This window comes from Rhodococcus sp. NPDC057135 (assembly GCF_042670865.1).
Taxonomy (GTDB): Bacteria; Actinomycetota; Actinomycetes; order Mycobacteriales; family Mycobacteriaceae; genus Rhodococcus_F.
In genome coordinates, this window is record NZ_JBHUUU010000015.1 from 52,454 (window position 1) to 67,018 (window position 14,565).

Here is a 14,565-nt window from a genome sequence, read left to right on the forward strand (position 1 = left end):
TAGCAGTCACTACCAAAAAGGCGCACGGGGGCGAAGCCCCTACAACATGCAGGAAACGCAGCCCTCGACCTCGGTGCCTTCGAGTGCCATCTGACGCAGACGGATGTAGTACAGCGTCTTGATGCCCTTACGCCACGCGTAGATCTGAGCCTTGTTGATGTCGCGCGTGGTGGCGGTGTCCTTGAAGAACAGCGTCAGGGACAAGCCCTGGTCGACGTGTTGCGTTGCGGCAGCATAGGTGTCGACGATCTTCTCGTACCCGATTTCGTAGGCATCCTGGTAGTACTCCAGGTTGTCGTTGGTCAGGTAGGGCGCCGGGTAGTAGACCCGACCGATCTTGCCTTCCTTGCGGATCTCGATCTTCGACGCCACCGGGTGGATGGAGCTGGTGGAGTAGTTGATGTACGAGATCGAGCCGGTCGGCGGGACGGCCTGAAGGTTCTGGTTGTAGATACCGTGCTTCTGGACCGAAGCCTTCAGCTCACGCCAGTCGTCCTGGGTGGGGATGTGCAGCTGCGCATCGGCGAAGAGTCCGCGGACCTTGTCGGTTGCCGGCTCCCAGACCTGGTCGGTGTACTTGTCGAAGAATTCACCCGAGGCGTACTTCGACTCCGGGAAACCCTTGAAGTACGAGCCGCGCTCGATGGCGATCTTGTTCGACGCACGCAAAGCGTGGAAGAGCACGGTGTAGAAGTAGATGTTCGTGAAGTCGATGCCTTCTTCGCTGCCGTAGAAGATCCGCTCACGAGCGAGGTATCCGTGCAGGTTCATCTGACCGAGGCCGATGGCGTGAGAGTCGTTGTTGCCCTGCTCGATCGACGGCACCGAGTAGATGTGCGTCTGGTCGGACACTGCCGTCAAACCGCGGATCGAGACCTCGATGGTCTTGGCGAAGTCGGGCGAATCCATGGTCTTCGCGATGTTCAGCGAACCCAGGTTGCAGGAGATGTCCTTGCCGACCTTCGAGTAGGAAAGATCGTCGTTGAACAGCGACGGCGTCGAAACCTGCAGGATCTCCGAGCACAGGTTCGAGTGCGTGATCTTGCCTTCGATCGGGTTGGCCCGGTTCACCGTGTCCTCGAACATGATGTACGGGTAGCCCGACTCGAACTGCAATTCGGCGACGGTCTGGAAGAACTCACGAGCCTTGATCTTGGACTTGCGAATTCGCTTGTCGTCGACCATCTCGTAGTACTTCTCGGAGACGTTGATGTCGGAGAACGGAACACCGTAGATGCGCTCGACGTCGTACGGCGAGAACAGGTACATGTCCTCGTTCTTCTTCGCCAGTTCGAAAGTGATGTCCGGGATCACGACGCCCAGAGACAGGGTCTTGATACGGATCTTCTCGTCGGCGTTCTCACGCTTGGTGTCGAGGAATCGGTAGATGTCGGGGTGGTGCGCGTGCAGGTACACAGCTCCGGCGCCCTGACGCGCGCCCAACTGGTTGGCGTAGGAGAACGAGTCCTCGAGAAGCTTCATGATCGGGATGACACCCGAACTCTGGTTCTCGATCTTCTTGATCGGCGCGCCGTGCTCACGAACGTTGGTGAGCAGCAAGGCAACACCGCCACCGCGCTTGGAAAGCTGCAGTGCCGAGTTGATGGAGCGACCGATGGACTCCATGTTGTCTTCGATGCGAAGCAGGAAGCAGGACACGGGCTCGCCGCGCTGCTTCTTGCCCGAGTTCAGGAACGTCGGGGTGGCGGGCTGGAAGCGTCCGGCGATGATCTCGTCGACGAGTTCGACGGCCAGGTCTTCGTTGCCTGCGGCCAGGGTGAGCGCAACCATGCAGACACGATCTTCGAAACGCTCGAGGTAACGCTTGCCGTCGAAGGTTTTGAGCGTGTAGGAGGTGTAGTACTTGAACGCGCCCAGGAACGTCGGGAAGCGGAATTTCTTGGCATACGCGTGATCGATCAGGAACTTCACGAAAGTACGTGAGTACTGATCGAGAACCTCGGGCTCGTAATAGTTTTCCTCTACGAGGTAGTCCAGCTTCTCGTCGAGGTTGTGGAAGAACACGGTGTTCTGGTTGACGTGCTGCAAGAAGTACTGACGGGCTGCGGCGACATCCATCTCGAACTGGATCTCACCGTTGGCGCCGTACAGGTTGAGCATGGCGTTGAGTGCGTGGTAGTCGAGACCGTTGGTGGAATCACCGCCGCGTGCATCACGCTCTACGCTTCCTGCCGCGATCGTGTCAGTGATGGTTGGCGCCACTGCCCGTGCTCCTTCTCTGTTTCGAGATGATTCCAGAACTCCCCCAAGCCTTCTCGTACTCGGTCTACGTCCTCGGCAGTGCCCATGAGTTCGAACCGGTACAGAAAAGGAACGTGGCATTTCTGGGAAATGATGTTTCCTGCATAGCAAAAGGACTCACCGAAATTGGTGTTTCCCGCCGCGATCACTGCTCTGATCAACGACCTGTTGTGTGGATTGTTCAAAAAACGAATGACCGGCTTCGGCACATAACTGGTGTCGCGCCCTGTCACGGTGACCCCGCCACCATAGGTGGGCAGAATCAGCACATAGGGCTCGTCTACGCGAAATGAGCCGTCACGGTCATGGATGGGTATACGTGTCGCAGGCAGGCCGAGACGTTGAACGAATCGGTGGGTGTTCTCCGACACGCTGGAAAAATAGACCAGCGAAGTCATCGGTTGTCACCATTTTCTTGTACGGTGCCCGGAACTACTCAGATGTGTCGGCGGAGGTGTCCACCGCCGACACTGCGGCGCTTCAAGCAGCGACGGTCAGGGTCTTGATGCGATCGGGACGGAAGCCCGACCAGTGATCTTCACCGGCAACCACGATGGGCGCCTGGAGGTACCCGAGAGCCATGACGTAGTCGCGGGCTTCGGCATCCTCGGTGATGTCGATGATGTTGTATTCGAGACCGGCCTTGTCGAGGGCGCGGTAGGTGGCATTGCACTGAACGCAAGCGGGCTTGGTGTAGACGGTGATGCTCATGAGAGTCCCTCTTTCGCTTAGCCAACAAAGGCCGATGTAGTGATGTTCAGCACCGATTCGACCGATTGCCGGAGTCTCGCTCGAGGCGTTCCGCGTTGTGGTCTCTCAGTGCTCAAGACACTACACCTAGTGGCCGACAGAAACACATAACGCGAGATGTTGTGAGTCACATCGTTGGAATTCCCAGGTCGCCCCAGTTCAGCGCCCTCATTTCCCGGCGCGTCGGCGTGTCGCCCGTCACATTTTCTTTTTGTGCTCGCCGACCTCTCGGAACCGCGCCACGGACCTACCATGAGCGTCGTGGAAACACCCCCGAAGGACGAAGCACCGCGCCACCAGGCAACCGTGACGAGAACGCAGCAGGTGACACCACTGATGCGCAGAATCACCTTCGGCGGCACCGGCCTGAGCGACTTCGAGACGAGCGGAAGCCCCGACGAACGGGTGCTCGTCAGATTCCCTCTCGATCCCCCTCACGCCCGCAGTTACACGGTCCGGCGCTGGCAACCGTCGAAGAACGAACTGGAGATCGACTTCGTTCTCCACGGCCATGGCGGAGCCGCTCTCTGGGCCGAGAATGCGCAAGCAGGCGAGACCGTCCACCTCTCGACTGCCAGCGGATGGTTCGAGCCGCCGACAGAGTGCGACTGGCTCCTACTCGTCGCCGATCACGCCGCACTGCCGGCAGTCGGGCGAATTCTCGAAGAGGCCCCAGGCGGTCTGCCGATCCACGTCATCGCACAGGTGCCCGCGCCGAGCGAACAGCAGACGTTCACCACGCGCGCCGACGCTCACTACCGATGGATCGACACAGCGGGCTCTCTCCTCACCGAACTGTCCGCCTATCCCCTACCGCCCGGCACCGGCTATATCTGGTGCGCAGTCGAGGCCGCGGCTGCCAGACGCATCCGCACCCATCTGCGTCGAACGATCAATATTCCGGCAGCGCACATGCACGTGATGGGCTACTGGCGAGACGACAAGGAGAACTGGGAGCGTCGGTACGCCGCGGTCGCCGACCGGATAGATGCCGCGATGGGCGAAGCGATGATGGCGGGCAAGGATTTCGAGTCGGTGCGCGACGCCGTCGACGACGCGATGGAACGCGAAGGGCTCTAAGTACACAAGGGCTTTAGTACACAAGAGCTTTAGTGCACATACGGCTGAGGGCCACGCCTTTCGGCATGGCCCTCAGCTGTGAAACGGATCAAGCGTTGACGAGCTGCTTGCTGGCGTCGACGAGGTCGGAGACGACCTTGGAGACCTGAGCGAGCACCTCTGCGTTCTCACGCGGGTGCAGCTCGCCGAACAGTGCGCCGGTTCCACCGATGCTCAGTGCGGTGTCCTCGACGACCTTGCCACCGGCGATGCCGACTGCCTTGGTGGTGTCTTCGTGTGCCCACTTGGCGCCGTTGCCGCTGGGCGAAGCGCTGATGACTGCGACAGCCTTGTCCTTGACTGCGCCGACGCCGTACGGACGCGAGATCCAGTCGATGGCGTTCTTCAGCACTGCGGGGATGGTGCCGTTGTACTCGGGGGTGACGAGCAGGAACGCGTCCGCGTTGCTCGCAGCGGAGCGCAGCGCGTCGACAGCGGGGATGGAAGCACCCTCGACGTCGATGTCTTCGTTGTAGAAGGGAACGTCGGCGAGGCCTTCGAAGACCGTCAGCGCAGCACCCTCGGGCGCGGCAGACACAGCAGTCTCGGCAAGCTGGCGATTGACGGATCCGGCGCGCAGGCTGCCGACGAGAACGAGAACATTGGTCTGTGACATAACGAGTTTCCTTCGAGAGTGGTGCGGTTGGTGGCTCCGGTTGAAAGTTATATCAACTAAACGGACCGCGGTCCACTTACATTCCCCAGCCCTGTAACCTGATCCCGTGAGCGCAATCCCCCTCCCCCAGATCGGCGCCGCGCCGGTCGAGCGCGGTGACGCAGCACGTAACCGCGCACTTCTGCTCGACGCCGCAGCCCTCCTCGTCGCCGAGCGAGGTGTCGACGCGGTGACGATGGATGCCGTCGCATGCCGAGCCGGTGTGGGCAAGGGCACAGTTTTTCGGCGCTTCGGCAATCGATCAGGACTGATGCAGGCTCTGCTCGATCACACGGAGCGAGAGTTGCAGCAGGCATTCATGTTCGGCCCCCCACCGTTGGGCCCGGGTGCGCCGCCGATCGAGCGCCTCATCGCGTTCGGCCGCGCCCGGATCGCCATGGTGGAAGTACAGGGCGAAGTTCTCCGCGCCGCGGAGAATGCCCCCGAATACCGCTTCGGCGGTCCGGCCCGAGCACTCGGCATCGCTCACGTCATCGGACTTCTTCGAGGAGCCGGCGTCGAGGGCGACCTGGATCTGCTCGCTTCGGCACTGCTGGCACCACTCGAAGCGTCGCTTGTCCTTCATCAGGTACGCGATCTCGGGATGACCACCGAGCGCCTGGCGGCCGGCTGGGAAGACCTTGCCCGACGCGTTACTCGATGTTGACTCCCCAGATCCGTCCCACCACTTAATGTGAGCCCATGCGCATCGCTGCAGCCGTCATCGGCCTCCTGACCATCGCCGCGGTAAGCGGTTGCTCCGCTTCGTCCGACTCCCCCGAGGACAAGACGGACCCCTCCGGTCGTGTGTTCATCTCGACCTCGGTCGACGGAACACCGATTCCCGGCGGCGGCCCACTGACTCTCGACTTCAGCCAAGCCGGTCGAGTGTCCGCGAGCGCCGGATGCAACGCCGCGAACGGCTCGGTCGAGTTCACCGACGGCAAGCTGACCACAGGCACGATGGCGTCGACCATGATGGGCTGCCCTCCCGGTATCGCCGAATCCGACGCCTGGACAACAACATTGCTGACCGCCGCGCCGACGTGGAGCCTCGACGGCGACACCCTCACCCTTACCTCCGGCGATGCCACCGTCACCCTGCAGGACAAGAAAGTCGTCACGCCGGATCGAGCGCTCCAGGGCACGACGTGGACCGTCACGTCTCTCATCAGCCCCGACGCGATCAGTACGAGTCTGGCGCTGGAGACGTCAGCTCCCGAGCTCACGATCGCCACAGACGGTTCGGTCAGCGGGACCACCGGATGCAATCGCATGACCGGCAGCGCCCAGGTATCCGACACCACACTCACGTTCGCGCCGATGGGTACCACTCGCATGGCTTGCCCCGAGGAGAACATGGACATCGAGCGTCAGGTCCTGGCCGTGCTCGACGGTGAAGTGAGCTACACCATCGACGCCGACACGCTGACACTGCGCAAGCCCGACAACACCGGATTGATACTGACTGCGCAGGCCTGATCAGACAGTGCAGGCCTAATCAAATGTTGTCGAGTAGCCAGCGTCCCAACTCACGGGCGCTGGCATCGATCATCGCCGGCCAGTCCAAGGCCGAGTCGTCTGCGTGATCGCTGACGTGTTTGACGAGGCGACAGGTGGCACCCGCGGCCTTCGCGGCAAACGCGATGGCAAAGCCCTCCATGTCGACCAGATCGGCGCGCTGAGCGAGGGCATCGCGGGTCACCGCGTCGGCGATGAATGCGTCGCCGGTGGCCAATACAGAGTCGTCCCCGTCGTCGAGCACCAGACGATCCACGACGTCGTGTCCCAACGCTCGAATCGCGGTGCTGCTGATGTCGTGATTGACGACGACGCCGGGAACATAAAGACCACCGTGGTGCGCATGCAGCGCACCGGCTGTCCCGATGTTGACGACCAGCGGGAGGTTCTCGCGCTCGTACCGCGCGAGAGCGGAGGCGACTGCTGTTGCAGCACTGACCTTTCCGATCCCTGTGATCAGCAATTCGTATCCTTGCGGCACATAGGCCGCTTCCGACTTCGTCGCACTGACCACCAGAACGTTGTTCGCACTCATGTGCGCGACCGTACCGCCCAGGTTGCGGTGGCACTGCACGCGCCTGCTCACATCGCTAGAGTCCATTCATGGCCACACTGCGTGAAAGCATCATCGAAGAACTCGGCACAAAGCCGACAATCGACGCCGCAGCGGAGGTTCGCGCGCGAGTCCAGTTCCTGAAGGACTACCTGCGCTCGACCCCCGCCACAGGGTTCGTTCTGGGAATCAGCGGCGGCCAGGACAGCACGCTCGCCGGGGCTCTCGCCCAACGCGCCGTCACCGAGCTTCGCGAAGAAGGCCACGACGCCGAGTTCGTCGCGGTCCGACTCCCCTATGGCGCACAAGCCGACGAATCCGATGCACAGATCGCACTCGGCTTCATCAAGCCGGACCGCTCCCTCACGGTCAACGTCAAGCCGGGCGCCGACGCCACGGCCCGCGAGGCATCCGAGGCGTTGGGGAACGGCGAACTGCGCGACTTCGTCCGAGGCAACATCAAAGCGCGCGAACGAATGGTCATTCAGTATGCGATTGCCGGGCAGCTCGGCTACCTGGTGATCGGTACCGACCATGCTGCGGAAGCGATCACCGGCTTCTTCACGAAATTCGGTGACGGAGGTGTCGACATCACCCCGCTCACCGGCCTGAGCAAACGTCAGGGCGGAGCGCTCCTGCAGGAATTGGGGGCTCCGGAGAGCACGTGGCGCAAGGTTCCGACCGCCGACCTCGAGGACGACCGGCCCGCACTGCCCGACGAAGTTGCCCTGGGTGTCACCTACTCACAGATAGACGACTACCTCGAAGGAAAGGACGTTTCCTCCGAGGTAGCCGAAAAGCTCGAGAAGATGTTCACCAACACTCGTCACAAGCGCACGGTGCCGGTCACCCCCCTGGATAACTGGTGGCAGTAACTCCTAACAGAGCTCTTACCAGCGACTAGCTACCGAACAGGCTGCCGAAGATGTTGCCCAGCGAACCCGTTCCCGAGGCCGGATCATTCTTCGCGAAGTTGGTGGTGCATCCGTTGAACTGCACCGCATCGACCAGAGTCGAAGTGGCTGCGGATCCGGTGCCCACGCTGACTCCGTAGTGATCGACAACTGCCTTCGGGTTCGCCGCGACGATGTCTGCCAAAGGCACTGACACGCGGTTCTTGGCACCGTCGATGTCCTGAGTGCTCCACCACACCCCCTTCTGAAGATCCGCGTGAACGCCGCCGTCAGCCGTCGGCGTCGCGTCGGGTCCGGGGACCCATACCAGGGTGGTGAATCCGTTCGCGAACTTTCCGCCGGTGGTTCCGGTGAGGCGGAGCTGGAACGCTGCAGTCGGCGTGGCGGCGCGCTCGGCAAAGCCGATCGCCTTGCTGACTGCGTCGGAGAGCTTGATGCCGCCGGCCGAATGATAGGAAACCGAACGATCGCCGGCGCCGTCGACGGCGAGCTTCAGTGAACCGTCCTTGTCCAGGACATTTTCGGCCGAGTACGACGCGGTCTGGTCCTTCTCGTCGGCGAACGGGATGCCCCATCCATTCGGCGTCTTTTCGGTGGACAGGGTCGAGCACGAGGCTTCCGGAGCAGAAGAGCCGAGCGAACCGGTGGACGGAAGTGCAGTAGCAATTGCCGGAGCAGTGAGTGCAGCTGCTCCGAGGAGTGCTACGACGACTCCGACACGGCGCGTGGAATTAATCGACATTGAAATACCTTTCGCATATCCCGACTGGAATTGCGCCAAAATTAACACATGTCGACAATTACCAACAGCGGAGGAATTTCTTTTGTCATCCGAACAGATGACAATTGGCATCGGCAAACAAAAATGCAATCACTCCCCTAAAAGTAGGAGAAATGAAACAAAACGACCAATTCTGGACAATTGACCAAGAATAGAGAACATGAGGATAAACGCTACGTGAAGTGCAGAAATATCACTCAGCCCATTTGAATCGGACCGCTGAAATCCGACAATAAATCTGCCGCCGACAAATAGCTACGCCGACAATGCGCGGACTATCCTCCCGCGAAAGGCGGAAGAATATCGACAGCACTACCCGAGGGTCGAGTGACGTCTCGAGTCAACTCGTCACCGACGAGGAAAGCCGAGACCGACAGCACTCGCTCCATCTCCGGCCCGTATTGCCCGACGAGCACCGCCACCAACTCTGCAAGTGTGTTGTCGGGCGAGATAGCGACTACCTCGCTGCGACACCCGGACACATCCGCTGCAGCAGCAAAGTATCGAACCGAGATCCAATGCGGATCAGCCACCAATCGCTCCCATACTTCTTTCCGGCGGAACGAAGTCCGCGGCGTCGATGCCATGCCCTGCCCACTTGTTCCACATCGCACCGCGCCACAAATCCGCAAGTTCGTCATCACTTGCTCCTGACCTGAGCGCCGCACGCAAATCGACTTCGCGATCACTGAACAAACATGACCGAATTGTCCCTTCGGCGGTCATTCGGGTCCGGTCGCAATCACTGCAGAAGGAACGGGTCACGGAAGCGATGATTCCTACCGTCATCGAGGTCCTATTGACACGCCATTCTTCAGCTGGAGCCGACGGGTCTTCGCGACCTGTTGCTTCCAATTCGAAACGACCACTCAATACGGACAACAATTCAGCCGCGGTCACCATATTCTCGCGGGCCCATGCGTGATCTGCATCCAGAGGCATTTGCTCGATGAAACGCAATTCGACGCCGGCATCGAGGCACCACTGCAAAAGGTCCGCCGCGCCGTGGAGTGTTTCACGCATGAGAACCGCATTTATCTTCAGTGGCGCGAGTCCGGCCGCCGCAGCTGCTCGAATTCCCGCGAGAACCGATGGCAGCCTGTCTCTACGTGTCAATTCTGCGAAGTGGGCGCGGTCAACCGAATCCAGAGAAACATTGACGCGGGTCAGACCCGCTGCGGCCAACTTCGCAGCACGATGTTCGAGCCCAACAGCGTTGGTAGTCATGGCAAGTGGAATACCTGGCACGCGAGTAGCGCACCCGGCGATGATTTTTTCGAGGTCGCTGCGCATCAGTGGTTCCCCGCCGGTGAACCTCACTTCACGGATACCGGCTCGTTCGACGCCGATTCCGACCACTCGAATGATCTCGTCAGCACTCAGAAGATCTTCCGCGGCGATCGCCGGCAGGCCTTCTTCCGGCATGCAGTACGTACAACGAAGCGAACACTTCTCGGTGATCGACACTCGCAGATCTCGGGCAACACGCCCGAACCTGTCGACCAGGAGATCGGTCTCGGGACGGCCGGTGAGGGCGGCGGCGTCAAACCGCACGGTGGGAATTCCCATCGAGACCACTGTCATCACTTCACCAACTTCCGTATTGCTCCAGTATGACCGAAAGCCGTACTCCGTGTGTCGGACGGACCACACCGCCTAGGATCAAAACATGTCGAGGTTGTCGAGGTTACTGTCATGAGCGCGCGTTCGGTCGAGGAACACGCGTCGCACATCTCCGAATTGCTCTCGGGCCTGCACACCCTCTCTCCGTCGGAGGTTCCGACGGCAGAAGCGTTGGGGCGCATAACTTGCTCTGATATCGCATCTCCGGTGGACCTCCCGCTCTTTCGTAACTCTCAGATGGACGGATATGCGGTCGACGCCGCCTCCGTGGCCTCGGTTCCCACCACGCTGACGGTTCGAGGTGTGATCGCCGCCGGAAGCGGAAAACCACCGAAACACCTTCCAGGATCGGCATTTCGCATCATGACCGGTGCGCCGCTCCCCGAAGGTGCCGACGCCGTCGTTCCCGTCGAGGACACCACGGGCGTCACCGAACACGTGGTCACCATCGAACGGGGCAGGTCTGTAGGCGAATTCGTTCGCGAACGCGGTAGTGACATCACTGCCGGAATGCTACTGGTCACAGCGGGAACGCACTTGGAACCTCGCCATATCGCTGCACTGAGTGCCGTCGGGTTGGCCTCACTCGACACGTACACGAGGCCACGGGTCGCCGTCATCACCACGGGCGCCGAACTCAAGAGTGCCGGAACAACTCTCGAACCCGGCGAGATCTACGATTCCAACGGTGCAGCTTTGGCAACATTGGCCGAAGCCAACGGTGCCGATGTCGTATCCGTCGCTCGAAGCAGTGACGATCCGGCTGAGTTTCGCGAATTGCTCTCGTACGCAACCTCGGTCGCCGATCTGGTTTTCACCTCCGGCGGAGTATCGATGGGCGACTTCGAAGTGGTGAAGGAAACCCTCACACCCTTGGGTGCGCAATTCGGCCACGTCGCCATGCAACCAGGGGGCCCTCAAGGCACCGCTGTGGTGAACGAAGTACCCGTACTGAGCTTCCCGGGCAACCCGGTCAGCACGATGGTCTCGTTCGAGGTCTTCGCACGCGGGGAACTGCGCCGCGCGGCGGGCCTGCCCGCGATCCCTCGCGAGAGACTCCCGTTGACTGCGCCGTTGCGTTCGGTGGAAGGCAAGCGGCAGTTCCTGCGAGCGCGCAAAACTGCGGGCGGAATCGAACTCGTGGCCGGACCGGGTTCGCACCTCGTCGCAGCAATGGCGTGGGCCGACGTCCTGATCGACATCCCCGCTGCCGTCACCGAACTCGGTGCGGGCGATCTCGTCGACGTGATTCCACTCTCGACTACCTCGATTTGATTCACTCGATCTGATTCGAAGGACACTCATGACCGAATTGACACACGTCGACAGCGAAGGCCGCGCACGCATGGTCGACGTCAGCGCCAAGGCCGAGACGACGCGTATCGCCGTCGCTGCCGGTGAACTTGTCACGACCGCCGAGGTGGTCCGCCTCGTCCGCGCCGACGGCATGCCCAAGGCCGATGTCCTCACCACCGCACGCATCGCCGGAATCGCCGGCGCAAAGAAGACGTCCGAACTGATTCCGTTGTGTCATCAGCTCGCACTTTCGTCGGTCAAGGTGGAATTCGGATTCACCGAAACCTCGATCACCGTCGAAGCGACGGCGAAGACTCGCGGACAGACCGGCGTCGAGATGGAAGCACTCACCGCCGTCGCGGTGGCCGGCCTGACCTTGCACGACATGGTCAAAGCAGTCGATCCCGGAGCCACCATGAACGGTGTGCGTCTGCTCACCAAAGACGGTGGTAAACACGGACATTGGACCCGCGATACTCAGGGCACCCCGGCTTCTCCGGCGCACGTGTTCACCTCGGCACGGTCCGCAACCGTCCTCGTCGCTTCCACCGGCGGCGCCAATGGAACCAGACCCGACACCACCGGGCCGACGATCGCGGCCTGGCTACGCGAGCGGGACTTCGAGGTGCGTGGACCGCTCGTGTACGCCGACGCAGACATCGCGGCGGGCATAGCGGACGCCAAGGAGGGCTCCCCGTCGCTTGTCATCAGTACCGGCGGCACCGGGGCTTCCCCCACGGATGCAACCCCGGAAGCTACCCGCTCGGTCTTGACCCGTGAGTTGCCCGGGGTTGCGGAAGCGATCCGAACCAAGGGCCTCGAGAAGACCCCGCACGCGTCACTGAGCCGTGGTGTGGCAGGTCTCACAGGTACGACGGTCATCGTCAATCTTCCGGGTTCTCCCGGCGGAGTGAAGGACGGTCTCACTGTCCTCGAACCCATCATCGATCACCTGCTCGCGCAGGTCGCAGGCGGAGGAGCACACGATGAGTGAGCTACTGGCTCGGATCTCCGAGCAACCGATTCACGCAGACACCGTCGACGCGGCCGTGGCCGGTCCGAAGAACGGTGCTGTTGTGGTGTTCACGGGAACGGTACGCAATCACGATGGAGGCCAAGCGGTTTCGGCGTTGGAGTACCAAGCGCATCCGGATGCCGAACGCTTCCTCCAGACGTGCTGCCAAGAAGTTGCAGCCTCGACCGGCCTACCGGTTGCCGCGATTCATCGCGTCGGGCACCTCGAGATCAGTGACCTCGCTCTGGTCGCCGCCGTCGCCGCCCCGCATCGAGCGGAGGCGTTTGCCGCGTGCGCCGAACTGGTCGAGCGCATCAAGCACGAGGTACCGATCTGGAAGCGGCAACACTTCGCGAACGGCGTCTCCGAATGGGTCGGGTTGTAGGTCGAACGCTTCGGGAAGGTAGAGTTGCGACCACTAGGTGCCTGAAATCGGGCATCCAGCGTCGTAGAACGCAAAATTTCTTGCTGAGTGCTCAATGCACCCGCTCTTCTTACGGCGAAGAAGCCTGCCGACCGGCAGCGCCGCCACCACTGTGCTTGATTGTTCGACCGGTTAATTCCCGTGTCGGCATCCGGGCACGAACACGTGCCCGAAAGGCTCTGAACACACTTGTCTGACATCTCTACGCCCGCTACCACCTTCGCAGCCCTCGGTGTGCGCGCACCGCTGGTGAAAGCTCTCGAAGACGGCGGAATCACTTCTCCGTTCCCGATCCAGATCGACACCCTCCCCGACACTCTCTCGGGTCGCGACGTACTGGGTCGCGGAAAGACCGGAAGCGGAAAGACCCTCGCGTTCTCCATCCCCATGGTCTCTCGCCTCGCCGGCGAACTGTCCGGCGGCAAGCGTCGCCCGGGTCGACCGCTCGGCTTGGTGCTCGCACCCACGCGTGAGCTCGCCACCCAGATCACAGCAACCCTCGAACCGTTGGCCGCCGCATACGACTTGCGCGTGACCACGATCTTCGGCGGCGTCTCGCAGCACCGCCAGGTTCAGGCTCTGAAGGCCGGAGTCGACATCGTCGTCGCCTGCCCCGGTCGCCTCGAAGACCTCATGAAGCAGAAGTTCGTCAGCCTCGACGCCGTCGAGATCACCGTGCTCGACGAGGCCGACCACATGGCCGACCTCGGCTTCCTGCCCGTCGTCACCCGCATCCTCTCGTCCACGCCGCAAGACGGGCAGCGCCTGCTGTTCTCGGCAACGCTCGACAACGGCGTCGACAAGCTCGTCAAGCGTTTCCTCAAGAACGAGGTCATGCATTCGGTCGACGAGGCCAACTCCCCCGTCGCCGCGATGACGCACCACGTGTTCGACGTCGACGGCGTCGAAGCCAAGAAGGCTCTGGTCGAGAAGCTCGCTTCCGGTACCGGTCGCCGCATCCTGTTCATGCGCACCAAGCACCAGGCTCGCAAGTTGGCTCGCCAGCTCACCGAGTCGGGCATCCCGTCCGTCGACCTGCACGGCAACCTCTCGCAGGCCGCTCGCGACCGTAACCTGGCAGCTTTCTCCGCCGGTGAAGCGCGCGTCCTCGTCGCCACCGACGTCGCGGCGCGCGGCGTCCACGTCGACGATGTCGAGTTGGTCGTTCACGTCGATCCCCCGGCCGAGCACAAGGCTTACCTGCACCGCAGTGGTCGCACGGCTCGCGCAGGCAGCGCCGGCGACGTGGTCACAGTGGTCTTGCCCGAGCAGCGTAAGGATCTCGCGATCCTCATGCGTAAGGCAGCCATCAAGGTGACGCCGGTTCGTTCGACGGCCAACTCCGAGCACGTCGTCAAGTTGGTCGGCGACATCGCACCGCACGTCACTCCGGCTCCGAAGGCTCCGGCCCAGCCGAACGGTGGACGCGGACAGCGCCCCGCCGGCCAGGGTGGACGCGGCGGCGCAGCACGTTCGGGTCAGGCTCGCTCCGGACAGGGCGGTCAGTCACGCGGTGCACGCACCGGCGGCGCTGCCCGTCAGGAACATGCCGGCGGCGGCGCTCGCCGTCCCCGCACCGGCGGCGGCGCTCGCACTGCGGGCTCCACCGGTGGCCGTCCCGCACGCTAGGTCGTCCCGCGCGCTAGGCCGCA

General features: G+C 62.0%; 16 protein-coding genes. 8 read left to right on the forward strand and 8 right to left on the reverse strand.

Annotated elements, in window-relative coordinates:
* Positions 1–39: 39 nt before the first annotated feature.
* The 3 genes from nrdE to nrdH form a co-directional block, all read right to left on the reverse strand.
* The gene (gene nrdE, locus ACFT1A_RS24685; protein ID WP_378449137.1) at positions 40–2,223 is read right to left on the reverse strand and encodes a class 1b ribonucleoside-diphosphate reductase subunit alpha; all 2,184 of its coding nucleotides are present in this window, start codon (positions 2,221–2,223) and stop codon (positions 40–42) included.
* Positions 2,181–2,660 carry a class Ib ribonucleoside-diphosphate reductase assembly flavoprotein NrdI gene (gene nrdI / locus ACFT1A_RS24690; protein WP_003944767.1) on the reverse strand — a complete coding sequence of 160 codons (480 nt, stop codon included), beginning with the start codon at positions 2,658–2,660 and terminating at the stop codon, positions 2,181–2,183. The genes nrdE and nrdI overlap by 43 nt, the downstream gene beginning before the upstream one ends.
* Positions 2,661–2,742: 82 nt before the next feature.
* Positions 2,743–2,973 (reverse strand): glutaredoxin-like protein NrdH, encoded by a 231-nt coding sequence (nrdH, locus tag ACFT1A_RS24695; protein ID WP_019747886.1) that lies wholly within the window; start codon positions 2,971–2,973, stop codon positions 2,743–2,745.
* A 291-nt stretch (positions 2,974–3,264) separates the two neighbouring features.
* Here nrdH and ACFT1A_RS24700 point away from each other — a divergent pair, with 291 nt between their 5' ends.
* On the forward strand, positions 3,265–4,092 hold the full coding sequence (locus ACFT1A_RS24700; RefSeq protein WP_378449138.1) for a siderophore-interacting protein: 828 nt from the start codon (positions 3,265–3,267) through the stop codon (positions 4,090–4,092).
* 88 nt (positions 4,093–4,180) lie between these two features.
* Here the strand turns inward: ACFT1A_RS24700 and ACFT1A_RS24705 are convergent, their stop codons facing one another.
* On the reverse strand, positions 4,181–4,747 hold the full coding sequence (locus ACFT1A_RS24705) for an NAD(P)H-dependent oxidoreductase (protein ID WP_283303672.1): 567 nt from the start codon (positions 4,745–4,747) through the stop codon (positions 4,181–4,183).
* A gap of 106 nt (positions 4,748–4,853) precedes the next feature.
* Between ACFT1A_RS24705 and ACFT1A_RS24710 the strand changes: the two genes are divergently transcribed.
* A complete protein-coding gene (locus tag ACFT1A_RS24710; protein ID WP_378449139.1) occupies positions 4,854–5,453 on the forward strand; it encodes a TetR/AcrR family transcriptional regulator in 600 nt (199 codons plus the stop codon).
* A gap of 35 nt (positions 5,454–5,488) precedes the next feature.
* A complete protein-coding gene (locus ACFT1A_RS24715) occupies positions 5,489–6,268 on the forward strand; it encodes an META domain-containing protein (protein ID WP_378449140.1) in 780 nt (259 codons plus the stop codon).
* Positions 6,269–6,287: 19 nt separating this feature from the next.
* Here the strand turns inward: ACFT1A_RS24715 and ACFT1A_RS24720 are convergent, their stop codons facing one another.
* Positions 6,288–6,842, reverse strand: coding sequence for a nucleosidase (locus ACFT1A_RS24720; RefSeq protein WP_378449141.1), 555 nt, complete (start codon positions 6,840–6,842; stop codon positions 6,288–6,290).
* A 68-nt stretch (positions 6,843–6,910) separates the two neighbouring features.
* Between ACFT1A_RS24720 and nadE the strand changes: the two genes are divergently transcribed.
* Positions 6,911–7,735, forward strand: coding sequence for an ammonia-dependent NAD(+) synthetase (gene nadE / locus ACFT1A_RS24725; protein WP_378449142.1), 825 nt, complete (start codon positions 6,911–6,913; stop codon positions 7,733–7,735).
* Positions 7,736–7,760: 25 nt separating this feature from the next.
* On the opposite strand, the gene ACFT1A_RS24730 is transcribed toward nadE, so the two are convergent.
* The 3 genes from ACFT1A_RS24730 to moaA all read right to left on the reverse strand — a co-directional run bounded on the left by ACFT1A_RS24730 (position 7,761) and on the right by moaA (position 10,139).
* Complete coding sequence (locus ACFT1A_RS24730) at positions 7,761–8,516, reverse strand: hypothetical protein (protein ID WP_378449143.1); 756 nt, start codon at positions 8,514–8,516, stop codon at positions 7,761–7,763.
* A 314-nt stretch (positions 8,517–8,830) separates the two neighbouring features.
* Positions 8,831–9,088: a MoaD/ThiS family protein gene (locus ACFT1A_RS24735; RefSeq protein ID WP_378449144.1), complete on the reverse strand. Its 258-nt coding sequence runs from the start codon at positions 9,086–9,088 to the stop codon at positions 8,831–8,833.
* On the reverse strand, positions 9,081–10,139 hold the full coding sequence (gene moaA / locus ACFT1A_RS24740; RefSeq protein WP_378449145.1) for a GTP 3',8-cyclase MoaA: 1,059 nt from the start codon (positions 10,137–10,139) through the stop codon (positions 9,081–9,083). Before moaA ends, ACFT1A_RS24735 begins: the two co-directional genes overlap by 8 nt.
* Before the next feature lie 111 nt (positions 10,140–10,250).
* Between moaA and glp the strand changes: the two genes are divergently transcribed.
* The 4 genes from glp (at position 10,251) to ACFT1A_RS24760 (ending at position 14,542) form a co-directional block, all read left to right on the forward strand.
* Positions 10,251–11,453 carry a gephyrin-like molybdotransferase Glp gene (gene glp / locus ACFT1A_RS24745; protein WP_378449146.1) on the forward strand — a complete coding sequence of 401 codons (1,203 nt, stop codon included), beginning with the start codon at positions 10,251–10,253 and terminating at the stop codon, positions 11,451–11,453.
* Positions 11,454–11,481: 28 nt separating this feature from the next.
* The gene (gene moaCB / locus ACFT1A_RS24750; protein ID WP_378449147.1) at positions 11,482–12,468 is read left to right on the forward strand and encodes a bifunctional molybdenum cofactor biosynthesis protein MoaC/MoaB; all 987 of its coding nucleotides are present in this window, start codon (positions 11,482–11,484) and stop codon (positions 12,466–12,468) included.
* The gene (locus ACFT1A_RS24755; protein WP_378449148.1) at positions 12,461–12,874 is read left to right on the forward strand and encodes a molybdenum cofactor biosynthesis protein MoaE; all 414 of its coding nucleotides are present in this window, start codon (positions 12,461–12,463) and stop codon (positions 12,872–12,874) included. The genes moaCB and ACFT1A_RS24755 overlap by 8 nt, the downstream gene beginning before the upstream one ends.
* A gap of 228 nt (positions 12,875–13,102) precedes the next feature.
* Positions 13,103–14,542: a DEAD/DEAH box helicase gene (locus ACFT1A_RS24760; protein WP_042450056.1), complete on the forward strand. Its 1,440-nt coding sequence runs from the start codon at positions 13,103–13,105 to the stop codon at positions 14,540–14,542.
* The last annotated feature ends 23 nt before the right edge of the window (positions 14,543–14,565 follow it).